The organism is Burkholderia sp. MSMB1835 (assembly GCF_001526365.1).
GTDB lineage: Bacteria > Pseudomonadota > Gammaproteobacteria > Burkholderiales > Burkholderiaceae > Burkholderia.
In genome coordinates this window covers 26,950-49,596 of record NZ_LOYP01000029.1, presented here as the reverse complement: position 1 = coordinate 49,596, position 22,647 = coordinate 26,950, and the positions used below count along the sequence as shown (strand labels likewise).

Genomic DNA, 22,647 nt, shown 5'->3' with positions numbered 1-22,647 from the left:
GTCGTTTCTCACGGTCGCGCTCAGAAATTCTTCTTCAGGTCCATGCCCTGATACATCGACGCGACCAGATCGCCGTAGCCGTTGAACATCAGCGTCTTGCGCTTCGGCGTGAAGAAGCCGTCCTCGCCGATACGCCGCTCGGTCGCCTGGCTCCAGCGCGGATGATCGACGTTCGGGTTCACGTTCGAATAAAAGCCGTATTCGTTCGCCGCGTACGTGTTCCAGCTCGTCTTCGGCTGCTTGTCGACGAAGCGGATCTTCACGAGCGACTTCGCGCTCTTGAAGCCGTACTTCCACGGCACGACGATCCGCACCGGTGCGCCGTTCTGGTTGGGCAGCACCTGCCCGTAGACGCCCATCGTCAGCAGCGTCAGCGGATGCATCGCCTCGTCCATGCGCAGCCCTTCCGAATACGGCCAGTCGAGCACGGGCGTCGACAGGCCCGGCATCTGAGACGGATCGGCCAGCGTGACGAACTGCACGTATTTCGCGTTGCCGGTCGGCTGCACGCGCCTGATCAGCTCGGACAGCGGCACGCCGATCCACGGAATCACCATCGACCAGCCCTCGACGCAGCGCAGCCGGTACACGCGCTCCTCGAGCGGCGCGAGCTTCAGCAACTCGTCGAGATCGAACACCTTCGGGTGCTGCACCTCGCCTTCGACGCTCACGCGCCACGGGCGCGGCCGCAGCGTGCCGGCGTTCTGCGCCGGATCGCGCTTGTCGGTGCCGAATTCGTAGAAGTTGTTGTAGGACGTGATGTCCTTGAACGGCGTCACCTTGTCGATGGCGACGAATGTCGGGTTCGTTTTTGCCGCGAGCTTCGCCGCCCGCGGGTCGGGCGACGCATACGCGGCGAGCGCCGCGCCGCTGGCGCCGAACAGGCCGCCCGCGGCCGCGAGGCCGGCCGCCTGCAACACGCGCCGCCGGTTCTCAAATACCGCGCGCGGAGTGATCTCGCTCGGCGCGATATCCGCGCCGGTCAGTACGTTACGCAAAGGGCGTTTGATCCACATCGTGCAGTTCCTCCCGCATGCGCGGCGCGCATGCTTCATGAGCGTTCGACCCGGCCCGTCACGCGCCGTTCGACGCCCGGTTCGCCCGCCCGTTACAAAAGAAAACCGCCGGGCACGCAGTGCACCGGCGGTCGTAGGGTCGGACGAGCGGCGGAAATCTTACAGCTTGCCGTAGCTGTGCAGCCCGGACAGGAACATGTTGACGCCGAGGAACGCGAACGTCGTGACCAGCAGGCCGGTGAGCGCCCACCACGCGGCCACCGCGCCGCGCAGCCCCTTCATCAACCGCATGTGCAGCCACGCCGCGTAGTTCAGCCATACGATCAGCGCCCAGGTTTCCTTCGGGTCCCAGCTCCAGTAGCCGCCCCACGCTTCGGCCGCCCACAGCGCGCCGAGGATCGTCGCGATCGTGAAGAACGCGAAACCGACCGCGATCGACTTGTACATCACGTCGTCGAGCACTTCCAGCGTCGGCAGGCGATCGGCGAGGATCCCGCGCTCCTTCATCAGGTACGCGACCGACACCATCGCCGACAGCGCAAAGCTGCCGTAGCCGATGAAGTTCGCCGGCACGTGGATCTTCATCCACCAGCTTTGCAGCGCCGGCACGAGCGGCTGGATCTGCTGCGCATCGCGCGCGACCGAGTACCACATCAGGAAGCCGACCGCCGCACTGATGACCAGCAGCACGAACGCGCCGAGCGAGCGCGTGCCGTAGTGGCCTTCGTAATACAGATAAAGCAGCGCGGTGATCAGGCTGAACAGCACGAACACTTCATAGAGGTTCGACACGGGGATGTGTCCGACGTCCGCACCGATCAGGTAGGACTCGTACCAGCGCACCATCAACCCCGTGAAGCCCATCAGCACGGCGACCCACGTGAGCTTCTGGCCGATCGCGGCGCCCGTTTCGGAGCGGGCGAGCAGGCCGATCCAGTAGAAGATCGTCGCGAGCACGAACAGCGCGCTCATCCACAGGATCGCCGACTGGCTCGACAGGAAATACTTGAGGAAGAACGCCGAATCGGCGCGGGCGAGATCGCCCTGGTAGATCTGGATCGACAGCAGCGACAGCACGGCGATCGACGCCATCATCAGCCGCGCGGGCTTCCAGCGCCAGCCGAGCGCGACGAGCGCCGGCACGGTGCCGACCATCACCGCCTTGTCGTAGTAATCCATGTGCGCGTTGTAGTGCACGAGCGCATAGCCCGCGCCCGCCACCAGCGCCAGGGCGAACAGCCAGTCGAACAGCGACAGGCGCGCGAGGAACGGACGGTCGTCGAACAGCGGCGACGATGCCGGCGCCGCAGCCGGCGCCGTACGGGAAGAGGAAACTTGCGTGAGATCCATGATGTTACCGGGTGGAATTCTCGGAATCGGAACCGCCGCCGACAGGCGGACGGGCCGTCGACGCCGCACCGGCGGGCGCGGCGTCGCGAGGTGCGGCGCGCAAGGCGCCGCCGGCCGCGTCGCGCGTCTGCACGAATTCTTTCTCGAAATCGAAGGTCTTGCGGGCCGTGGACATTGCCATCACCACATCGACGCCCGAACCGGCGTCCTTCAGCCAGAACCAGAGTCGCCGCTCGCGCACGTAGAACATCGAGAAGATGCCGGCGACCAGCAACAGGCTGCCAAGATACACCAGATTCTTGCCGGGTGCGCGCGTGAGCTGAAATACCGAAGCTTGCACCTGCTTGAACGAGTCAAGCTGCAAATAGACCGGCGATCCATACAAGAAGCTGTCGGATAGCGCATTGATCGCGTTCTGCACGAAGCGGATCGTGTCGGTGCCCTGCTGCGCCGCCGGCTCGCCGGCACGCTCGCGGGCGATCTGCCAGACCTCCCACATCGAGCCCTCGAGCATCCGCAGCAGCAGGCTCGCGGCCTTCTCCTGCTCGCCCTTCGGCACCGAGCGGTCGATGAAGGTCGCCACCGCCTGGAAGCCGCCGACCGGCTGGCCGTCCGCGCCGCGGCCGACGCTGTCGTCGCTCGCCGCAAAAAGGGTCAGCACCTTCGATGCACTGTCCTGCAGACGGCCGCGCAGCGACGCATCGCCCGGCAGCGAGCGCTGCGCGAAGCGTGCGGCGGCTTCCGTGCGCACGGCCGGATCCTCGAGCGCGGCGCGCAGGCGCATCCATTCGCCGATCGAATCCTGGCTGTCGGCCGGAATCCGCATGTAGCGGAACGGGTCGTTCGGGCTCGCGCGCACGCCGGCGAGGAACACGCGCTCGCCGTTCATGTCGACGGGCAGCATGTAGTTGTTGAATTCGCGCGCCTGGCCGTCCTTGCCGCGGATCTTGTACTGCACCGACGGGCCGATGTTGTGGAGCTGCGTCGGCTTCGACGTCTTCGCGCCCGAGCCGAGCCGCTCGTCGAACACTTCCTTCAGCGAACTCGTCGTCGCGACGCCGCGCACATCGGGCTTGCCGCTCGCGTCGGCCATGTTCTCGACGTTGATCGCGCGAAAATCGGAGAACTCGATCGTATCGCCGTCGGCGCCCGGGACCTGCAGCGGCGCCGAACTGCCGATCGTGCCCTTCACGGGGAAGGTCGCCGCGTGGCTGCCCGTCATCGGATAGGCCGTCATCTGCATCTGCGAGCCGCCGTCCTGGAAGCTCGACTGGTAGATCGACACGCCCTTGTACGTGAACGGCTTGTTGACCTCGACCCGCGCCGGGATCTTCCGGCCGGTCTCGCGATCGATCACGACGATGTCGCTCGCGAACAGCTTCGGCATGCCCGTCGTGTAGTAATCGACGATGAACTTGTCGAGCTGGATCGAGAACGGCAGATCCTGAATCAGCGAGCCGCTCGGCTGGTTCAGGATCGCGGTCGACACGAACTGGCCCTCCGGCACCCACGCATAACCGCGGAAGGTCGGGTTCGACGCGGACAGGCGATGGTCGGGCGAGATCTCGCTGATCGTCGCGCTCGTGTTGACCGGACTCTTGCCGAACATCCACATCTGGAATTTGATCGGCAGGTTGCTGTCGAGCAGACCGCCGATACAGATCACGACGATCGCGAGGTGCGCGGAGATGTAGCCCCACTTGGTCATCGCGCCGCGCTTCGCGGAGATCAGCGTCGCGCCGTCGGTTTCACGCACGACGTGCTTGTAGCCGGCCTTCGCGACGAACGTGGCGAGCGTGGCCGCGACGCTCGCGCGCGTGCCGGACGCCGTGTACTCGGCCTTGTGGTGGAATGCGCGCAGACTGCCTTCGCGGACCTTGTCCTTCCAGCTCTTCGCATCGGCGAGCATCTTCGGCGCGTTGCGGATCACGCACAGCGAGATCGACGCGACGAGGAAGATCAGGATCAGCATGAACCACCACGCGCTGTACACGTTGTACAGGCCGAGCGAGCGGAAGATGTCCGCCCAGAACGGCCCGAACTGGTTCACGTAGTTCGGATACGGATCGTCCTGGGTCAGGACCGTGCCGATGATGCTCGCAATCGACAGCACCACCAGCAGCGCGATCGCGAAGCGCATCGAGCTCAGCAGCTCGACCGCGCGTTTCGACGCACCCTGACTCGACTTCGACTGCAACCCCGACGTGGTAACGCTCATTCAAACTCCGACTAAGGGGAAACACCCCCCACGCTCACTATGTTCGCTTCGGGGGCGCAGCCCCCATCGCCGGCAAGCCGCTCCATCCGGCTCGGCCCGGCGAGTGCCGACAAAAAAGAAGGGCGAGGCAACCGCGACGGCGCGGCGCCCCACCCTTTTCTTGTTCTGACTCCGGTCGCCCTTCGGGCGCCCGGTCATTCCATTCGCGGCCGACCGCTCAACGCAGGCCCGCGATGTAATCCGCGACGGCCTTGATCTCGGTATCCGACAGCCGCGACGCGATCTGATGCATCGCCTCGTTGTTGTTGCGCGCACCGGCACCCTGCTGGAACGCGGTCAACTGCGCGACCGTGTAATCGGCCCATTGCCCCGACAGACGCGGATACTGGACCGGGATCCCCTGCCCCGTCGGGCCGTGGCAGCTCGCGCAGGCGGGTACGCCCTTTTCCGCGATGCCGCCGCGATAGATCTTCTGGCCGACCGGCACGGTCGCCGCATCGCGTGCGGTACCGAGCTTCGTCGTCTGCGACCCGTAGTACGCGGCGACGTTGCGCATGTCGTCCGCGCTCAACGCGCTCGCGAATCCGACCATCACCGCGTTGTTCCGCACCGGCCCCTTCGCGCCCGGCTGCGTCTTGAAGTCGTTCAACTGCTTGACCAGATATTCGGGATGCTGGCCGGCAAGCTTCGGGAAACTGCCCGACGCACTATTGCCGTCGGCGCCGTGACACGACGCGCAGACTTGCCCGGCAATCGCCTTGCCGCGGTCGAGATCCGGCTTGGCCGCATCTGCCGCGTTTGCCTCCGCTACGAAACCTACGAACCCTGCTGCAACCTGAAGCACCATCAGAGACTTGCACAGTCGATTCATTCGCACACCCTGTTTCGTCTTGTGGGAATTTGAGGTTCTGCAAAAAACGACGGCGTCCAGTCTACCGCAGAAGCCACATAAAAGCGCGAGGCAGGCGCCCGGTGGGCTTCGGTAAAACCGCCGTATTGTACAATATCGTGTTGAAAGCTCCCGCGCCTATCGGGGCTACCCCGCCTCCACCAAGCGGCTCGCGCCGCCCGTCCTTCCGGTTCCCATGGCCTTTCTGCTCCATCAAGCCCGCTTCTACACGACCGTCAACCATCTGCGCGACCTGCCGCCGACGGTTCAGCCGGAAATCGCGTTCGCGGGCCGCTCGAATGCCGGCAAGTCGACGGCGATCAACGTGCTCTGCAACCAGAAGCGGCTGGCCTTCGCGTCGAAGACGCCCGGCCGCACGCAGCATATCAACTACTTCTCCGTCGGCCCGGCCGCCGAGCCCGTCGCGAACCTCGTCGACCTGCCCGGCTACGGCTATGCGGAAGTGCCCGGCGCCGCGAAGGCGCATTGGGAAATGCTGCTGTCGTCCTATCTCGCGACGCGCTCGCAGCTTTGCGGCCTGATCCTGATGATGGATTCGCGCCGTCCGCTGACCGATCTCGATCGACGCATGATCGAGTGGTTCGCGCCGACCGGCAAGCCGATCCACACGCTGCTGACCAAGTGCGACAAATTGACGCGCCAGGAAAGCATCAACGCGTTGCGCAATACGCAGAAGGGGCTCGACGCGTATCGCGACCAGGGCGTGCAGGGCAAGCTGACGGTCCAGCTGTTCTCGGCGCTGAAGCGCACGGGGCTCGACGAGGCCCATGAACTGATCGAGAGCTGGCTGCGGCCGTCCGTCGCCGACGAAAAAAGCGAGCCTGTAGCACAATGAGCGGGCAACGCGCGGCTCGGATCGGCCGTGCGCACCTGACGGCACCTGCGGATTCGGCCGGCTCATAAAAAAACCCGCCGTCGAACGGCGGGTCAAACAGCCTAATCGAAAAACGACAGGCACCCGCTCAGGGAGGAGAAGCGGGGAGCTGCACGCAACGCGTACCGCTCGATCGCTATCATATACCAACGATCTCGAAAATGACCTAAGGGTTCCGTAAGGTCCTTCTTGCCCTGATTTCTGCCAAATCGCCATGAGCTTCCATCCGCTTCATCGTCCGCGCCGGATGCGCCGCGACGACTTCTCTCGCCGCCTGATGCGCGAAAACCGCCTGACCACCGACGATCTGATCTACCCGGTGTTCGTCGTCGAAGGCACCAACGAACGTCAGCCAGTCCCGTCGATGCCCGGCGTCGAGCGCGTGTCGGTCGATCTGCTGATGCACGTCGCCGAGCAGTGCGTCGAACTCGGCGTGCCCGTGCTGTCGCTGTTCCCGGCCATCGAGCCGTCGTTGAAAACGCCCGACGGTCGCGAAGCGGCCAATCCGGAAGGCCTGATCCCGCGCGCCGTGCGCGAGCTGAAGAAGCGCTTCCCCGAACTCGGCGTGCTGACCGACGTCGCGCTCGATCCGTACACGAGCCACGGCCAGGACGGCGTGCTCGACGAAAACGGCTACGTGATCAACGACGACACGATCGAGATCCTGGTCGACCAGGCGCGTGCGCAGGCAGAAGCCGGCGTCGACATCGTCGCGCCGTCGGACATGATGGACGGTCGCATCGGCGCGGTCCGCGAGATGCTGGAAAGCGACGGCCACATCCACACGCGGATCATGGCCTATTCGGCGAAGTTCGCATCGGCGTTCTACGGCCCGTTCCGCGATGCGGTCGGTTCGGCATCCAATCTGGGCAAGGGCAACAAGATGACCTACCAGATGGATCCGGCGAACAGCGACGAAGCGCTGCGCGAAGTGCGCCTCGACATCGACGAAGGCGCCGACATGGTGATGGTCAAGCCCGGCATGCCGTATCTCGACATCGTGCGCCGCGTGAAGGACGAGTTCCGCTTCCCGACCTACGTGTACCAGGTGAGCGGCGAGTACGCGATGCTGAAGGCGGCCGCGATGAACGGCTGGCTCGACCACGACAAGGTCGTGCTCGAATCGCTGCTCGCGTTCAAGCGTGCAGGCGCCGACGGCGTGCTCACGTACTTCGCGCTCGATGCCGCGCGTCTGCTGAAAGCGCAGCGCTGATCGCGCGCCGGCGGGCACCAGCGAAAACGGCGGGACACCTCGGTGTTCCGCCGTTTTTCGTTGACCGTCGATCGACACCGTCGGCCGGCCCCGAAGCCTCCGTTCGCCGGCTCGCGCCGGCCGGCCACCGTCATGCCGTCGGAACGACCGCCCGATCGAGGCTGCGCAGGAACGTGTCGGCCGCCTGATAGCCGACCACGCGGCCGATCTCGTTGCCATGGCGATCGAAGAAGATGATGCCCGGCGGCCCGAACAGGTTGAAGCGCTTGAGCAGCGCCTGATCGTCCGGATTGTTCGCGGTGACGTCCGCGCGCACGAGGTGAAGCTGCGCGAGCCGCGCCTGCACGCGCGCGTCGGTGAACGTCAGATGCTCCATCTCCTTGCAGCTCACGCACCAGTCGGCGTAGAAGTCGAGCATCACGGGCCGGCCCGACGTCTTCAGCAGCGTGTCGAGTTCGCCGCTGGAGCGCACCGGGGCGAACGCCGGGCCGTCCTGCGCGGCAGCCGCGCCGGCCGCCGCCGCACCGCCGGAGGCTGCCGTACGCGCCGCCAGCACGGCCAGCGGCTTGACGGGATCGGTCGAGCCCGCGGCCAGGCCGACGAGCAACGTCGCGGCCCAGATCGCGAGCGCGGCGCCCACGCCGCGGCCCAGGCGGCGCCAGACCGACGCAGCACCGGCATTCGGCGTGAACAGGCCGAGCGCCGCGGCCGCGATCAGCAGCCACAACGCCGCGAGCACCATCTTCAGCCCGGCCGCCAGCACCGGCCACACGATCCACAGTGCGGCCGCGAGCAGCACGATGCCGAAGAATACCTTGACGCCGTCCATCCACGCGCCCGCGCGCGGCAGCACCGTCCCGGCCCCGACGCCGACGACCAGCAGCGGCACGCCGAGCCCGAGCCCCATCGCGAACAGCGCCGCGCCGCCGAGCAACGCATTGCCGGTGTGCGCGATGAAAGCGAGCACGGCGAACAGCGGCGCCGTCATGCACGCGCCGACGACCAGCGCCGACAACGCGCCCATTGCCGCAACCGCGACGAAGTGGCCGCCCTGGCGCGCGCTCGATGCCTCGGCCGCGCCGTTCTGCCAGCGCGCCGGCAGCGCGATGTCCTTGCCCGAGATCAGCGACACCGCGAACGCGGTCAGCAGCACGCCGAACGCGCCGAGTACCCACGGGTTCTGCAGCCATGCGCCGAGGCTCTGGCCGACCAGCGCGGCCGCGATGCCGAGTACCGTGTAGACCAGCGCCATGCCGACCACGTAGGTCAGCGACAGCGCGAGGCCGCGTGCATGCGTCGCACGCGTGCCCTGGCCGATGATGATCGCGGACACGATCGGAATCATCGGGTACGAACACGGCAAGAGGCTCAGCACGACACCCGCGACGAAATAGAGCGCGACGATGGTGAAGAAGCCCTGGCCTTCGAGCAGCGACTGCGCGAAATCCGCGCTCGTGACCTTGTCGAACCAGTTGCCGGCGGCAGCCGTATCGCCGGACGACGATGCGGCGCCGAGCGCGGCGCCATCGACCTTCATCACGTGCTCGGCCGGCGGATAACAGATCCCTTCGTCCGCACACCCTTGCGACGTCACCGCGAGCTCGAACGGCCCGGCTGCCTGCTTCACCGGCACGTGAACGACGACTTCATCGCGATAGGTCTCGACGTTCTTCTGGAACGTCTGGTCGAATTTCACGTGGCCGGCCGGGAATTGCGGTTCGCCGAGCGTCGCCTGACCGCTCTTCACCGCGAACGCGAACCGCTCGCGGTACATGTAATAGCCGTTGGCGATCTTGAAACGAACGTCCACCTGCCCCGGCGATTCGCTCGCGCTGAACTTGAACGCAACCGCCGGATCGAGGAAATCGTCGGCCGCGCGCGCGACGGACAGGCCGCCCAGCATCACGAACGACAACAGGACCGCAACAAACCGCAGCGCACGCACGCGCATCGAAAGCGCCATACCGTTAAACATGAAATAGACGTTGAGTTTCGCCGGTCACCCATTGGCCATACGCCGCCGATGCCGTCGTCTGCCACGAGACGATTTCGGGTGTCTCGTAAGGATGATGCGCGAGGATAAATCGCTCCAGTTCGAGCGCCCGGACAGGGCTCGTCTTGAACAGCATCTGGATCTCGTCGGCCGTTTCGACCTTGCCCTGCCAGTGATAGCGCGACTTGATCGCACCGAGCTCCGACACGCACGCGGCAAGGCGCGCGTCGAGCGCGCCGTCGGCGAGCACCGCGGCCGTCGCCGCATCGGGTACCGTCGTCAGCATCAGCACCACTATCATCCGCGCCCTCCTCACTGGTCTGCCGGCCCCTGTCGGCGCCGGTTACCCGCTCGGCGACCGCACCGGTTGCCCGTATCGTAGCGCAGCCCGCGCAACGCTGCCGGCACCGGCCTGCGACAATCGATCGCAGCCGGCGTCTCAAAAACAAAAAGGGCCAAGCAAAACGCTCGGCCCCTTTCTGATCCTGCTGCGTACCGGAAGCTTACTCGGCTTCTTGCACGTTTTCCGTTTCGTCGACTTCCGGACGGTCGAGCAGTTCGACCAGTGCCATCGGTGCGTTGTCGCCCACGCGGAAGCCGAACTTCAGCACGCGCAGGTAGCCGCCCGGACGGTTCGCGAAACGCGGACCGAGCACGTCGAACAGCTTCGCGACCGAGTCACGATCGCGCAGGCGGTTGAACGCCAGGCGACGGTTTGCCAGCGACGGCTTCTTGCCGAGCGTGATCAGCGGCTCGACGACTTTACGGAGTTCCTTCGCCTTCGGCAGCGTCGTCTTGATGACTTCGTGCTCGATCAGCGAGTTGGACATGTTACGGAGCATAGCCAGACGGTGGCTGCTCGTGCGGTTCAGTTTCCGCAGACCATGACGATGGCGCATTTCAGTTTCCTTGATTCAAAGTTTTGGTCCAGCTCTTCTATCGCACCTCGGAGGGCGCACGGGCCGGTAACGAAAAAAAGCAAGATGCGGATTTTAAAGGAAAATCCGCATCTTTGCCAACTACGGCTATAGCCAGGCTACGCCCGGGCTTACTTGTCGAGACCAGCCGGCGGCCAGTTCTCGAGCTTCATGCCCAGCGTGAGACCGCGCGAAGCGAGCACTTCCTTGATCTCGTTGAGCGACTTGCGACCGAGGTTCGGCGTCTTCAGCAGCTCGTTTTCCGTGCGCTGGATCAGGTCGCCGATGTAGTAGATGTTCTCGGCCTTCAGGCAGTTCGCCGAACGAACCGTCAGCTCGAGATCGTCCACCGGACGCAGCAGGATCGGATCGATCTGCGGTGCACGCGACGGCGCTTCGGCCGCCGTTTCCGTGCCTTCCAGCGCCGCGAACACGGACAACTGGTCGACCAGGATGCGGGCCGACTGGCGGATCGCTTCTTCCGGCGTGATCACGCCGCTCGTCTCGATGTTCATCACGAGCTTGTCGAGGTCGGTACGCTGCTCGACACGCGCGCTTTCGACGGCGTAGCTCACGCGGCGAACCGGCGAGAACGATGCGTCGAGGACGATGCGGCCGATGATCTTGGCCGTGTCTTCGCCGTAGCGACGGACGTTGCCGGGCACGTAGCCGCGACCCTTTTCGATCTTGATCTGAACGTCGAGCTTGCCGCCCTTCGACAGGTGCGCAATCACGTGATTCGGGTTGATGACTTCGCAATCGTGGGCCAGCTCGATATCGCCGGCCGTCACGACGCCTTCACCTTCCTTGCGCAGCGTAACCGTCACTTCGTCGCGGTTATGCAGCTTGAACACCACGCCCTTCAGGTTCAGCAGCAGGTTGACGACGTCTTCCTGCACGCCATCCAGCGTCGAGTACTCGTGCACCACGCCTGCGATCGTGACTTCGGTCGGCGCGTAGCCCACCATCGACGACAGCAGCACGCGGCGAAGCGCATTGCCCAAGGTGTGGCCGTAACCGCGTTCGAACGGTTCCATGACCACCCTCGCGTGGTTCTCGCCCAGCGATTCCACGGCGATGATCTTGGGTTTCAGCAAACTGGTTTGCATGGGCTTTCCTTTTCAATACCCTCGGCTCGTTACACCGATAAGGCTGACCGGTAACAACCAGAAAATAAACAGCCGAGGCCCGTCCTTGCGCAACGCAATCGGGGTACCTCGGCCGTCAATCGGATTAACGCGAATACAATTCGACGATCAGGCTTTCGTTGATGTCGCCTGCGATTTCAGCGCGTTCCGGCATTTGCTTGAACGTGCCTTCGAACTTCTTCGCATCGACTGCAACCCAGCTCGGCATGCCGCCTTGCTCGGCCAGCGACAGCGCTTCGACGATACGCGCCTGCTTCTTCGCCTTTTCGCGGATCGCGACGACGTCACCCGCCTTCACTTGCTGCGACGGCACGTTTGCAACGACGCCGTTCACGGTGATCGACTTGTGGCTCACCAGCTGACGCGCTTCAGCGCGGGTCGAGCCGAAGCCCATGCGATACACGACGTTGTCGAGGCGCGACTCGAGCAGTTGCAGCAGGTTTTCACCCGTGTTGCCCTTGCGGCGATCGGCTTCAGCGAAGTAGCGGCGGAACTGACGTTCCAGCACGCCGTAGATACGCTTGACCTTCTGCTTCTCGCGCAGCTGCGTACCGTAGTCGGACGTACGTGCGCCCGAGGTACGGCCGTGCTGACCCGGCTTGCTGTCGAGCTTGCACTTGTCGGCGAGCGAGCGGCGTGCGCTCTTCAGGAACAGGTCGGTGCCTTCACGGCGGGAAAGCTTGGCTTTGGGGCCGATATAACGTGCCACTTTGCATTCCTTTATCAATCAGTCACGCGGATCGAAATCCGCGCTAGTCCGCTCCCTTTGGGGCGAACGGTGGGCTTAGTCAATCAAAAAAGCAACGCCCGTCGACGCTGAGCGGCGACAGGCAATGCGCTAGCACGAACGTGCCAGCACATCCTTAGATACGACGACGCTTCGGCGGACGGCAGCCGTTGTGCGGAATCGGGGTGACGTCCGAAATCGCGGTGATCTTGATGCCGAGGCCGTGCAGTGCGCGCACTGCCGACTCGCGGCCCGGGCCCGGGCCCTTGATCCGCACTTCCAGATTCTTCACGCCGTATTCCATCGCGACGCGGCCAGCCGACTCGGCTGCGACCTGAGCAGCGAACGGCGTCGATTTGCGCGAGCCCTTGAAGCCCTGACCGCCCGACGTCGCCCATGCCAGAGCGTTGCCTTGGCGATCGGTGATCGTGATGATCGTGTTGTTGAACGACGCGTGAACGTGAACCACGCCTTCAGCGACGTTCTTCTTAACCTTCTTGCGAACGCGTTGCGCCGCGGTGTTCGAAGCCTTAGCCATTACGTTTTCCTGTAACTGTCAGTTCCGCTTACTTCTTCAGCGCTTGCGCTGCACGACGCGGACCCTTGCGGGTACGTGCGTTCGTACGCGTACGCTGACCGCGCATCGGCAGGCCCTTGCGATGACGGACGCCACGGTAGCAACCGAGGTCCATCAGGCGCTTGATGTTCATCGTCACTTCACGGCGCAGATCGCCTTCGACGACAAACTTGCCTACTTCTTCACGCAGCTTTTCCAGGTCTGCGTCGGTCAGATCCTTGACCTTCTTCGAAAAATCGACGCCAGCTGCCACGCAGATGCTGCGCGAACGGGTGCGGCCGATACCGAAGATAGCCGTCAGGCCGATCTCGGTATGCTGGTGATTCGGGATGTTAACCCCTGCGATACGAGCCATTGTTTTTCCTCAAACAAAAAGCGCAAACAAACGCGCGGTCAGCCTTGGCGCTGCTTGTGGCGCGGATCCGAGCTGCAGATCACGCGAACGACGCCTTTGCGCTTGATGATCTTGCAATTGCGGCAAATGCGCTTAACCGATGCCATCACTTTCATGATAATACCCTTTTTTCAAATCACTTCGCCCGGAACACGATCCGCGCACGAGACAGATCGTAAGGCGTCAATTCAACCGTCACCTTGTCGCCCGGCAGGATGCGGATGTAGTGCATCCGCATCTTCCCGGAAATATGCCCCAACACGACATGGCCGTTTTCCAGCTTCACGCGGAAGGTCGCATTCGGGAGGTTTTCGATTACCTCACCCTGCATCTGGATTACATCGTCTTTGGCCATAGTCCTTTCAACGCATCGGGATGTTGCCGCCCTTGAAGTTAGCCTTCTTGAGCAGCGACTCATACTGTTGCGACATAACGTACGACTGCACCTGCGCCATAAAGTCCATCGTGACGACGACAATGATCAGCAGCGACGTTCCACCAAAATAAAACGGCACGTTCCAGCGCAGCACCAGGAATTCCGGCAGCAGACACACGAAGACGATGTAGATCGCACCGGCCAGCGTCAGACGCGTGAGGATGCGGTCGATATATCGTGCGGTCTGATCGCCCGGACGGATGCCCGGAACAAACGCGCCGCTCTTCTTCAGGTTGTCTGCGGTCTCCCTGCTGTTGAACACCAGTGCGGTGTAGAAGAAGCAGAAAAACACGATTGCCAGCGTGTACAGCAGCACGTAGACCGGCTGGCCCGGCTTCAGCGCTTCCGCAACGTTATGCAACGTATTGGAAATCCAGCTTCCTGTCGGCTGACCGGTACTGAACCAGCCGAGAATCGTTGCCGGGAACAGAATGATCGACGATGCAAAGATCGGCGGAATCACGCCCGACATGTTCAGCTTCAGCGGCAGATGCGACGACTGCCCACCGTAGATCTTGTTGCCGACCTGACGCTTCGCGTAGTTCACGAGGATCTTGCGCTGACCGCGTTCGATGAACACGACCAGGTAAGTCACCGCGGCGATCAGAACGACGATGATGATCGCCGAAATGATGCTCATCGAACCCGTACGCACCAGCTCGAACAACCCACCCACGGCATTCGGGAACCCTGCTGCGATCCCGCCGAAGATGATGATCGAGATACCGTTGCCCAGACCACGCTCGGTAATCTGCTCGCCGAGCCACATCAGGAACATCGTGCCCGTAACCAGCGTCACGACCGTCGTCAGACGGAACAGCATGCCGGGATCGGTGACGAGGCCCGGCTGGTTTTCCAGCGCAGCCGCGATACCGAATGCCTGGAAGGTCGCGAGCACCACGGTGAAATACCGCGTGTACTGCGTGATCTTCCGTTGCCCTGCCTGCCCTTCCTTCTTCAGCGCCTCGAGCTGCGGCGAAACGATCGCCAGCAACTGCATGATGATCGACGCCGAGATGTACGGCATGATCCCCAGCGCAAAGATCGTGAAGCGGGAAAGCGCGCCACCCGAGAACATGTTGAACATGCCCAGGATGCCGCCCGCCTGGCTCTGGAACAGCTTAGCCAGTTGATCCGGATCGATGCCCGGCACGGGAATGTGCGCGCCGATGCGATAGACGATCAGCGCCAGGAGCAGGAACATCGCTCGCCGGCGCAGATCGCCGAATTTCGCCGTGCTTCGACCGGGTTTTGCAAGACTCGGGCTGTTAGCCAAGTACCTTCTCCGATGAATGCAAGTGACGACGCGCTACGCGTGTCACTCGGCGAACGAACCGCCAGCCGCTTCGATCGCAGCGCGCGCACCCTTGGTGGCACCGAGACCCTTCACGACGATCTTGCGCTTCAGTTCGCCCGTCGCGATGATCTTTGCGCTCTTCGTCAGCTCGCCGACCAGGCCGGCTTGCTTCAGTGCGAGCAGATCGATCTCGTCGACCGGCAGCTTCTCGAGGTCGCCCAGGCGCACTTCACCGACGAATTCCTTCGTCAGCGACGTGAAGCCGCGCTTCGGCAGACGACGTTGCAGCGGCATCTGACCGCCTTCGAAACCGACTTTGTGGAAGCCGCCCGAACGCGATTTCTGACCCTTGTGACCACGGCCAGCCGTCTTGCCGAGGCCCGAACCGATGCCACGACCGACGCGACGCTTGGCGTGCTTGGCGCCAGCGGCCGGCTTCAGGTTATTCAATTCCATATCAACTCCTTGATCCGTAGGGCCGCTTACGCGATGACCTTAACGAGGTACGAGACCTTGTTGATCATGCCGCGGACCGCCGGCGTGTCCTGCAGCTCGCTAACCGAGTTGAGTCGGCGCAGGCCCAGGCCACGCACGGTTGCGCGGTGCGATTCGCGGGTCCCGATCAGGCTCTTGACGAGCTGAACCTTGACAGTTTTTTCAGACATGGTGACCACCCGGGCTTAGCCCAAAATATCTTCGACGGACTTGCCGCGCTTCGCCGCGATGTCTGCCGGGGTCGACTGCTTGCGCAGACCGTCCAGCGTGGCGCGAACGAGGTTGTACGGGTTCGTCGAACCGTGGCTCTTCGCCACGACGTTCTGAACGCCCATCACGTCGAACACGGCGCGCATCGGGCCGCCGGCGATCACGCCCGTACCTGCCTTCGCCGGAGCGAGGAGGACAGCGGATGCGCCATGCTTGCCGTGCACTTCGTGCTGCAGCGTGCCGTTCTTGAGCGGCACCTTGAACATGTTGCGGCGAGCTTGTTCCATTGCCTTCTGGACAGCGACCGGCACTTCCTTCGCCTTGCCCTTGCCCATACCGATGCGGCCATCACCGTCGCCGACCACGGTCAGTGCGGCGAAGCCGAGAATACGGCCACCCTTCACGACCTTGGTCACGCGATTGACCGAAATCATCTTTTCGCGAAGGCCGTCGTCGCGCTCGTCAGCCTGAACTTTCGCTTGCATCTTTGCCATGACGAATTCCTTCCTTAGAACTTGAGCCCAGCTTCGCGAGCTGCCTCAGCCAGCGCCTTGACGCGGCCGTGGTAGCGGAAGCCCGAGCGGTCGAAGGCGACGGATTCGATGCCGGCAGCCTTTGCCTTTTCGGCAATACGCTTGCCGATCAGCGTCGCAGCATTGACGTTGCCGCCCTTGCCCGACTTGTCGGCCAGTTCTGCGCGCACTTCTGCTTCGAGCGTCGACGCGCTGGCGAGCACCTTGGTGCCGCACGGCGAGAACACTTGAGCGTAGATGTGCGTGTTCGTGCGATGCACGGCGAGACGCGCGACCTGCAGCTCAGCGATCTTGATACGCGTCTGGCGAGCGCGGCGCAGGCGAGATTGAGTCTTATCCATGATTGCGCACCCTTACTTCTTCTTCGTTTCTTTGAGGATCACAACCTCGTCGGCATAACGCACGCCCTTGCCCTTGTAGGGCTCCGGCGGACGGTAACCGCGGACTTCCGCAGCCACTTGACCGACTTGTTGCTTGTTGATCCCCTTGATCACGATTTCGGTTTGCGTCGGGGTTTCAGCCTTGACGCCTTCCGGCATCTGGTGCACCACCGGGTGCGAGAAACCCAGCGACAGGTTCAGCTTGTCGCCTTGCGCTTGCGCACGGTAACCGACGCCAACCAGCGTCAGCTTGCGCTCGAAACCCTTGGTCACGCCGTGCACGGCATTCGCGATGATCGCGCGCATCGTGCCCGACAGTGCATTTGCTTCGCGGCTTTCGTCGACCGGCGACAGATTCAGCGTGCCGTCGTTGTTCGCCACGTTCACGAGCGGATTGATCGCTTGCGTGATGGTGCCCAGCGGGCCCTTGACGGTGATCGCACCGTCGGCCAGCTTGACTTCCGCGCCTTGCAGCGCGATCGGGCTCTTACCTACTCGAGACATGTTTCTCTCTCCTCGGCTTTAAGCGACGTAGCAGATGACTTCGCCGCCGACGCCGGTAGCGCGCGCCTTGCGGTCGGTCATCACGCCCTTCGGCGTCGACACGATTGCCACACCCAGGCCGTTCATGACCTGCGGAATGTCGTTACGGCCGCGGTACACGCGCAGACCAGGCTTCGACACGCGCTCGAGGCGTTCGATGACCGGGCGACCTGCGTAGTACTTCAGCGCGATATTCAGTTCGGACTTCGCACCTTCCGCCTTCACGGCGAAATCGTCGATATAGCCTTCGTCCTTCAGGACTTGCGCGATTGCAACCTTGACCTTCGACGAGGGCATCGCGACCGATACCTTCTCGACCATCTGCGCGTTGCGGATGCGAGTCAGCATATCGGCGATAGGATCACTCATGCTCATTTACGTTTCTCCTATTACCAGCTCGCCTTGGTCAGGCCAGGAATCTCGCCACGGAATGCGATTTCACGAATCTTGTTACGCGCGAGGCCGAATTTACGGAACGTGCCACGCGGACGGCCCGTGATCGCGCAGCGGTTACGCTGGCGGGTCGGGTTTGCGTTGCGGGGCAGTTGCTGCAGCTCCAGGCGTGCTTCGTAGCGCTCTTCTTCCGACTTGCTTTGGTCTTCGACGATCGCCTTCAGCGCTTCGCGCTTTGCTGCGAACTTCGCGACCAGGCGGGCGCGCTTCTTTTCACGTTCGATCAGTGCCAGTTTAGCCACGGTAACCTCAGTTTCTGAACGGGAACTTGAAGCTGGCGAGCAGAGCCTTTGCTTCGTCGTCGGTCTTCGCAGTCGTCGTGATGCTGATGTTCAGCCCACGCAGTGCGTCGATCTTGTCGTAATCGATTTCGGGGAAAATGATCTGCTCTTTCACACCGATGTTGTAGTTGCCACGGCCATCGAAAGCACGACCCGACACACCGCGGAAGTCACGCACGCGGGGCAGGGCAACCGTCACGAAACGGTCGAGGAATTCGTACATCGCGCGGCCACGCAGCGTCACCATCGCGCCGATCGGGTAACCCTGGCGGATCTTGAAGCCTGCGATTGCCTTGCGGGCCTTCGTGACGACCGGCTTCTGGCCGGCGATCTTCGTGAGGTCGCCAACGGCGTTCTCGATGATCTTCTTGTCAGCGATCGCTTCGCCAAGACCCATGTTCAGCGTGATCTTGGTGATGCGCGGCACTTCCATGACCGACTTGTAACCGAACTTCTCGATCAGGCCGGGCACAACCTTTTCTTTGTAAAACTCTTGAAAACGAGCCATTTTTTACTCCGCTGCGTCAGGCGCTCAGTACGGCACCGGTCGTCTTCAGGAAGCGAACCTTCTTGCCTTCCTCGACCTTGATGCCAACACGCGACGCCTTGCCATTCGCGTCGACCAGTGCGACGTTCGAAATATGCAGGGGCATCGTCTTCGCTTCCACGCCGCCCGTCGTACCCTTCATCGGGTTCGGCTTCACATGCTTCTTGACGAGGTTGATACCTTCAACCGTCACATGTTCAGCACCGACAGCCAGCACGACGCCGCGCTTGCCCTTGTCCTTGCCAGTGACGACGATGACTTCGTCACCTTTGCGAATCTTGTTCATCGCGACTCCTTACAGCACTTCCGGCGCCAGCGAAACGATCTTCATGAATCGTTCGCTACGCAGCTCACGCGTCACCGGCCCGAAGATACGGGTGCCGATCGGCTCGAGCTTGTTATTCAAAAGCACAGCGGCGTTGCCGTCGAACTTGATCAGCGAGCCGTCTTGACGGCGCACGCCCTTGGCGGTGCGGACCACCACGGCGTTGTAAATTTCGCCTTTCTTCACGCGCCCGCGCGGCGTTGCCTCTTTGACGCTCACCTTGATGATGTCGCCAATGCCGGCATAACGACGCTTCGAGCCGCCGAGCACCTTGATGCACAGGACTTCACGTGCACCCGTGTTGTCGGCTACTTCGAGCCGAGATTCGGTCTGGATCATGGTTTGTCTTTCCCAACTTAATCCGGATGCACCACCATGATGCATTCGGTCAGTCTTGGTCCCGTCAGCCAATCGGCTGCTTGGGTTGGAACAGCAGCGACGGCAAACGAAACCCGCCATCGCAATTCGGTGAATCTTTCGGACAGGCAGGCGCCAGTCCGCTTCCCCCACCAACTTCGCCCGCGACGGGGCTCCCATAAAGAGGGAAGACCGGGATTATAACAAATAATCCCGGTCACGCAACCAAAAACTTTGCGATTTCAAGCACTTCGTGGAGAAGTGCCCGTTACTGCCTACTGCGCTGCCCGCTTAGATGACGCGAGCGGCTTCGACGAGGCGCGACACCGTCCAGGCCTTCGTCTTCGAAACAGGACGCGTTTCCTGGATTTCGACGAGATCGCCTTCGTTGTAGGTGTTCGCTTCATCGTGCGCGTGGTACTTCTTCGAACGCACGACATACTTGCCGTAGATCGGATGCTTGACGCGGTGCTCGATCAGCACGGTGACGGTCTTGTCCATCTTGTTGCTGACGACCCGACCGACCAGCGTCCGCTTCAGCGAGGTTTTCACGCTATCGTTCATTTCTGGTTCGCCTTCTGAGTCATGACGGTCCGCACACGTGCGATGTCGCGACGAACCTTCTTCAGCTGGCTCGTGTTCGTGAGCTGCTGGGTCGCGAGTTGCATGCGCAGGCCGAATTGCGCCTTCAGCAGGTCCGCCAGCTCCTTGTTGAGCGCGGCCTGGTCTTTCTGGAGAAGTTCGGAAGCCTTCATGTTTTCTCCTTAGGCGCCGAGCTGGCGCACGATGAATGCCGTCTTGAGCGGCAGCTTGGCTGCAGCCAGACGGAACGCTTCGCGTGCCAGTTCTTCGGTTACGCCGTCCATTTCATAGAGCATCTTGCCCGGCTGAATCTCGGCGACGTAGTACTCCGGGTTACCCTTACCGTTACCCATACGCACTTCGGCCGGCTTCTGCGAAATCGGCTTGTCCGGGAAGATCCGGATCCAGATGCGGCCGCCACGCTTGATGTGACGCGTCATTGCACGACGCGCCGCTTCAATCTGACGTGCGGTCAAACGACCGCGACCGATCGCCTTCAGGCCGAATTCACCGAACGACACTGCGTTGCCGCGCGTCGCCTTGCCGGTGTTACGACCCTTCTGCTCTTTACGATACTTTCTGCGTTTCGGTTGCAGCATCGTTATTCTCCAGTCTTGCCGTCTTCGGGCTTGCCGGCGCCACGGCGCGGTGCGCCACGACGAGCACCCGGAGCGCCGCCTTCGCCGTCACGGCGCGGACGACGGTCGCCCGGACGCGCATTGCGACGCGGACGCTTGTCTTCGGCTACTTCTTCCACCACCGGTGCATCGTTGCGGCCGAGCGTATCGCCCTTGTAGACCCACACCTTGACGCCGATGATCCCGTAAGTCGTCTTCGCTTCCGAAGTCGCGTAGTCGATATCAGCACGCAGCGTGTGAAGCGGCACGCGACCTTCGCGATACCACTCCGTACGAGCGATTTCGATACCGTTCAGACGGCCTGCGCTCATGATCTTGATGCCTTGGGCACCCAGACGCATCGCGTTCTGCATCGCACGCTTCATCGCGCGACGGAACATGATCCGGCGCTCGAGCTGTTGCGTGATCGAGTCAGCGATCAGCTGAGCATCGGTTTCCGGCTTGCGGATTTCCTCGATGTTGACGTGAACCGGCACGCCCATGCGGCGTTGCAGTTCCGTCTTCAGCTGTTCGATGTCCTCGCCCTTCTTGCCGATGACCACGCCCGGACGCGAGCTGTAAATCGTGATGCGCGCGTTCTTCGCCGGACGCTCGATGACCACCCGACCGACCGAAGCGTTCTTCAGCTTCTTCTTCAGGTATTCACGAACACCGATGTCTTCCTGCAGCATCGCCGCGAAATTGTTGTTGTTCGCGTACCAACGCGAAGCCCAATTGCGGCTGACAGCCAGGCGGAAGCCAGTCGGATGAATTTTCTGTCCCATCGTATGGCTCCTTAATTCCCGACCGTCACAGTGATGTGACAGGATTGCTTCTCGATGCGGTTACCGCGGCCCTTGGCGCGCGCGGTGAAACGCTTGAGCGATGCAGCCTTGTCGACGTAGATGCTCTTGATCTTGAGCTCGTCGATATCAGCGCCTTCGTTGTGCTCCGCATTCGCGATTGCCGACAGCACAACCTTCTTCACGATGCCAGCCGCCTTCTTCGGCGAGAACGTCAGAACGTTCAGCGCCTTGTCGACCGGCAAACCGCGGATCTGGTCAGCCACAAGGCGCGTTTTCTGCGCCGAGATGCGGGCACCGCGATGAATTGCTTTCACTTCCATCTTGATTGCCCCTTATTTCTTGGCCTTCTTGTCGGCTGCGTGACCCTTGAACGTACGGGTCAGTGCGAACTCGCCAAGCTTGTGGCCGACCATGTTTTCCGAGATGTACACCGGAACGTGTTGACGGCCGTTGTGAACGGCGATCGTCAGGCCGATGAAATCCGGCAGAATCGTCGAGCGACGCGACCAGGTCTTGATCGGCTTTTTGTCGCGCGAAGCTGCAGCCGCCTCAACTTTCTTCAGCAAATGGGCGTCGCAGAACGGACCTTTTTTTACAGAACGTGCCATTGCCTACTCCTTAACGCTTGTGACGGCGCTGGACGATCATCGTCGTCGTGCGCTTGTTGCTGCGGGTGCGGTAACCCTTAGCCGGCGTACCCCACGGGCTCACCGGGTCGCGACCTGCAGCCGTCTTGCCCTCACCACCACCGTGCGGGTGATCGACCGGGTTCATCGCAACGCCACGCACCGTCGGGCGGATACCGCGCCAGCGGTTCGCGCCAGCCTTGCCGATCTGGCGCAGGCTATGCTCTTCGTTGCCGACTTCACCGATCGTTGCACGGCACTCGATGTGCACGCGGCGGATTTCGCCCGAACGCAGGCGAACCTGCGCGTAGACGCCTTCACGCGCCAGCAGCATGGCCGACGTGCCAGCCGAACGCGCCATTTGCGCGCCCTTGCCCGGCAGCATCTCGATGCAGTGGATCGTCGTACCGACCGGAATGTTGCGGATCGGCAGCGTGTTGCCTGCACGGATCGGCGCTTCCGAACCCGACATCAGCTGTTGGCCGACGGTCAGGCCCTTCGGGGCGATGATGTAGCGACGTTCGCCGTCTGCGTAGAGCACCAGCGCGATGTTCGCGCTGCGGTTCGGGTCGTACTCGAGACGCTCGACCTTTGCCGGGATGCCATCCTTCGTGCGACGGAAATCGACGATACGATAGTGCTGCTTGTGACCACCACCCTTGTGACGCGTGGTGATACGGCCGTTGTTGTTACGGCCGGCGGTCGAGCTCTGCGAGTCGAGCAGTGCCGCGTACGGCTTGCCCTGGTGCAGATTCTTGTTGACCACCTTGACCATCGCGCGGCGACCCGGCGATGTCGGCTTAACTTTAACGATTGCCATGA

33 protein-coding genes are annotated in these 22,647 nt (G+C 62.6%); 2 read left to right on the top strand and 31 right to left on the bottom strand.

The window, feature by feature from the left end:
• Positions 1-20: 20 nt before the first annotated feature.
• The 4 genes from msrP to WS96_RS12590 all read right to left on the bottom strand — a co-directional run bounded on the left by msrP (position 21) and on the right by WS96_RS12590 (position 5,455).
• On the bottom strand, positions 21-1,016 hold the full coding sequence (msrP, locus tag WS96_RS12605; protein ID WP_059827647.1) for a protein-methionine-sulfoxide reductase catalytic subunit MsrP: 996 nt from the start codon (positions 1,014-1,016) through the stop codon (positions 21-23).
• A gap of 159 nt (positions 1,017-1,175) precedes the next feature.
• A complete protein-coding gene (gene ccsB, locus WS96_RS12600; RefSeq protein WP_059832871.1) occupies positions 1,176-2,366 on the bottom strand; it encodes a c-type cytochrome biogenesis protein CcsB in 1,191 nt (396 codons plus the stop codon).
• 4 nt (positions 2,367-2,370) lie between these two features.
• Positions 2,371-4,584: a cytochrome c biogenesis protein ResB gene (locus WS96_RS12595; protein WP_059832868.1), complete on the bottom strand. Its 2,214-nt coding sequence runs from the start codon at positions 4,582-4,584 to the stop codon at positions 2,371-2,373.
• A 217-nt stretch (positions 4,585-4,801) separates the two neighbouring features.
• Positions 4,802-5,455 carry a c-type cytochrome gene (locus WS96_RS12590; protein ID WP_011546640.1) on the bottom strand — a complete coding sequence of 218 codons (654 nt, stop codon included), beginning with the start codon at positions 5,453-5,455 and terminating at the stop codon, positions 4,802-4,804.
• A gap of 214 nt (positions 5,456-5,669) precedes the next feature.
• On the opposite strand from WS96_RS12590, the gene yihA reads away from it, so the two are divergent.
• Positions 5,670-6,329 (top strand): ribosome biogenesis GTP-binding protein YihA/YsxC, encoded by a 660-nt coding sequence (gene yihA / locus WS96_RS12585; protein ID WP_034209737.1) that lies wholly within the window; start codon positions 5,670-5,672, stop codon positions 6,327-6,329.
• 253 nt (positions 6,330-6,582) lie between these two features.
• Positions 6,583-7,581 carry a porphobilinogen synthase gene (gene hemB, locus WS96_RS12580; protein WP_034209736.1) on the top strand — a complete coding sequence of 333 codons (999 nt, stop codon included), beginning with the start codon at positions 6,583-6,585 and terminating at the stop codon, positions 7,579-7,581.
• 130 nt (positions 7,582-7,711) lie between these two features.
• Here the strand turns inward: hemB and dsbD are convergent, their stop codons facing one another.
• From dsbD to rplB, 27 genes are all read right to left on the bottom strand, one after another.
• Positions 7,712-9,556: a protein-disulfide reductase DsbD gene (gene dsbD / locus WS96_RS12575; protein WP_059832866.1), complete on the bottom strand. Its 1,845-nt coding sequence runs from the start codon at positions 9,554-9,556 to the stop codon at positions 7,712-7,714.
• A complete protein-coding gene (cutA, locus tag WS96_RS12570) occupies positions 9,549-9,875 on the bottom strand; it encodes a divalent-cation tolerance protein CutA (RefSeq protein ID WP_059832863.1) in 327 nt (108 codons plus the stop codon). Before cutA ends, dsbD begins: the two co-directional genes overlap by 8 nt.
• A gap of 202 nt (positions 9,876-10,077) precedes the next feature.
• Positions 10,078-10,473, bottom strand: coding sequence for a 50S ribosomal protein L17 (rplQ, locus tag WS96_RS12565; protein WP_006477175.1), 396 nt, complete (start codon positions 10,471-10,473; stop codon positions 10,078-10,080).
• A gap of 149 nt (positions 10,474-10,622) precedes the next feature.
• Entirely contained in the window at positions 10,623-11,600 is a 978-nt protein-coding gene (locus WS96_RS12560; protein WP_006477176.1) for a DNA-directed RNA polymerase subunit alpha, read from the bottom strand.
• 124 nt (positions 11,601-11,724) lie between these two features.
• Positions 11,725-12,348 (bottom strand): 30S ribosomal protein S4, encoded by a 624-nt coding sequence (rpsD, locus tag WS96_RS12555; RefSeq protein WP_006477177.1) that lies wholly within the window; start codon positions 12,346-12,348, stop codon positions 11,725-11,727.
• A gap of 154 nt (positions 12,349-12,502) precedes the next feature.
• The gene (gene rpsK / locus WS96_RS12550) at positions 12,503-12,904 is read right to left on the bottom strand and encodes a 30S ribosomal protein S11 (protein WP_004197937.1); all 402 of its coding nucleotides are present in this window, start codon (positions 12,902-12,904) and stop codon (positions 12,503-12,505) included.
• A 28-nt stretch (positions 12,905-12,932) separates the two neighbouring features.
• Complete coding sequence (gene rpsM / locus WS96_RS12545) at positions 12,933-13,298, bottom strand: 30S ribosomal protein S13 (RefSeq protein WP_006400641.1); 366 nt, start codon at positions 13,296-13,298, stop codon at positions 12,933-12,935.
• Between the two features lie 38 nt (positions 13,299-13,336).
• Positions 13,337-13,453 carry a 50S ribosomal protein L36 gene (rpmJ, locus tag WS96_RS12540; RefSeq protein ID WP_004199844.1) on the bottom strand — a complete coding sequence of 39 codons (117 nt, stop codon included), beginning with the start codon at positions 13,451-13,453 and terminating at the stop codon, positions 13,337-13,339.
• A 20-nt stretch (positions 13,454-13,473) separates the two neighbouring features.
• On the bottom strand, positions 13,474-13,692 hold the full coding sequence (gene infA, locus WS96_RS12535; RefSeq protein ID WP_004521905.1) for a translation initiation factor IF-1: 219 nt from the start codon (positions 13,690-13,692) through the stop codon (positions 13,474-13,476).
• A gap of 7 nt (positions 13,693-13,699) precedes the next feature.
• A complete protein-coding gene (gene secY / locus WS96_RS12530) occupies positions 13,700-15,049 on the bottom strand; it encodes a preprotein translocase subunit SecY (protein WP_006482915.1) in 1,350 nt (449 codons plus the stop codon).
• Between the two features lie 42 nt (positions 15,050-15,091).
• Entirely contained in the window at positions 15,092-15,526 is a 435-nt protein-coding gene (rplO, locus tag WS96_RS12525; RefSeq protein WP_006482880.1) for a 50S ribosomal protein L15, read from the bottom strand.
• 26 nt (positions 15,527-15,552) lie between these two features.
• Complete coding sequence (gene rpmD, locus WS96_RS12520) at positions 15,553-15,735, bottom strand: 50S ribosomal protein L30 (protein ID WP_006400644.1); 183 nt, start codon at positions 15,733-15,735, stop codon at positions 15,553-15,555.
• A 15-nt stretch (positions 15,736-15,750) separates the two neighbouring features.
• Positions 15,751-16,269, bottom strand: a complete 519-nt coding sequence (rpsE, locus tag WS96_RS12515) for a 30S ribosomal protein S5 (RefSeq protein WP_006752931.1) — start codon at positions 16,267-16,269, stop codon at positions 15,751-15,753.
• Between the two features lie 14 nt (positions 16,270-16,283).
• Positions 16,284-16,649, bottom strand: coding sequence for a 50S ribosomal protein L18 (gene rplR / locus WS96_RS12510; RefSeq protein WP_006477183.1), 366 nt, complete (start codon positions 16,647-16,649; stop codon positions 16,284-16,286).
• 12 nt (positions 16,650-16,661) lie between these two features.
• On the bottom strand, positions 16,662-17,192 hold the full coding sequence (gene rplF, locus WS96_RS12505) for a 50S ribosomal protein L6 (RefSeq protein WP_006477184.1): 531 nt from the start codon (positions 17,190-17,192) through the stop codon (positions 16,662-16,664).
• An 18-nt stretch (positions 17,193-17,210) separates the two neighbouring features.
• Entirely contained in the window at positions 17,211-17,606 is a 396-nt protein-coding gene (rpsH, locus tag WS96_RS12500) for a 30S ribosomal protein S8 (protein ID WP_006477185.1), read from the bottom strand.
• A 14-nt stretch (positions 17,607-17,620) separates the two neighbouring features.
• Complete coding sequence (gene rpsN / locus WS96_RS12495; protein ID WP_006482884.1) at positions 17,621-17,926, bottom strand: 30S ribosomal protein S14; 306 nt, start codon at positions 17,924-17,926, stop codon at positions 17,621-17,623.
• Positions 17,927-17,933: 7 nt separating this feature from the next.
• Positions 17,934-18,473 carry a 50S ribosomal protein L5 gene (gene rplE, locus WS96_RS12490; protein WP_006482882.1) on the bottom strand — a complete coding sequence of 180 codons (540 nt, stop codon included), beginning with the start codon at positions 18,471-18,473 and terminating at the stop codon, positions 17,934-17,936.
• Between the two features lie 16 nt (positions 18,474-18,489).
• On the bottom strand, positions 18,490-18,798 hold the full coding sequence (rplX, locus tag WS96_RS12485) for a 50S ribosomal protein L24 (protein WP_006477187.1): 309 nt from the start codon (positions 18,796-18,798) through the stop codon (positions 18,490-18,492).
• 9 nt (positions 18,799-18,807) lie between these two features.
• Entirely contained in the window at positions 18,808-19,176 is a 369-nt protein-coding gene (rplN, locus tag WS96_RS12480; protein ID WP_006482918.1) for a 50S ribosomal protein L14, read from the bottom strand.
• A 309-nt stretch (positions 19,177-19,485) separates the two neighbouring features.
• Complete coding sequence (gene rpsQ, locus WS96_RS12475; protein WP_006477189.1) at positions 19,486-19,758, bottom strand: 30S ribosomal protein S17; 273 nt, start codon at positions 19,756-19,758, stop codon at positions 19,486-19,488.
• On the bottom strand, positions 19,755-19,949 hold the full coding sequence (rpmC, locus tag WS96_RS12470) for a 50S ribosomal protein L29 (RefSeq protein WP_006400652.1): 195 nt from the start codon (positions 19,947-19,949) through the stop codon (positions 19,755-19,757). The genes rpsQ and rpmC overlap by 4 nt, the downstream gene beginning before the upstream one ends.
• A 9-nt stretch (positions 19,950-19,958) precedes the next feature.
• Complete coding sequence (rplP, locus tag WS96_RS12465; protein ID WP_006482873.1) at positions 19,959-20,375, bottom strand: 50S ribosomal protein L16; 417 nt, start codon at positions 20,373-20,375, stop codon at positions 19,959-19,961.
• Positions 20,376-20,377: 2 nt separating this feature from the next.
• Positions 20,378-21,178 carry a 30S ribosomal protein S3 gene (gene rpsC, locus WS96_RS12460; RefSeq protein WP_006482899.1) on the bottom strand — a complete coding sequence of 267 codons (801 nt, stop codon included), beginning with the start codon at positions 21,176-21,178 and terminating at the stop codon, positions 20,378-20,380.
• 11 nt (positions 21,179-21,189) lie between these two features.
• Complete coding sequence (gene rplV / locus WS96_RS12455; protein WP_004199272.1) at positions 21,190-21,519, bottom strand: 50S ribosomal protein L22; 330 nt, start codon at positions 21,517-21,519, stop codon at positions 21,190-21,192.
• A gap of 12 nt (positions 21,520-21,531) precedes the next feature.
• Positions 21,532-21,807, bottom strand: a complete 276-nt coding sequence (gene rpsS, locus WS96_RS12450; protein ID WP_004199273.1) for a 30S ribosomal protein S19 — start codon at positions 21,805-21,807, stop codon at positions 21,532-21,534.
• Positions 21,808-21,817: 10 nt separating this feature from the next.
• On the bottom strand, positions 21,818-22,645 hold the full coding sequence (gene rplB, locus WS96_RS12445) for a 50S ribosomal protein L2 (protein WP_034209733.1): 828 nt from the start codon (positions 22,643-22,645) through the stop codon (positions 21,818-21,820).
• Positions 22,646-22,647 lie beyond the last annotated feature (2 nt).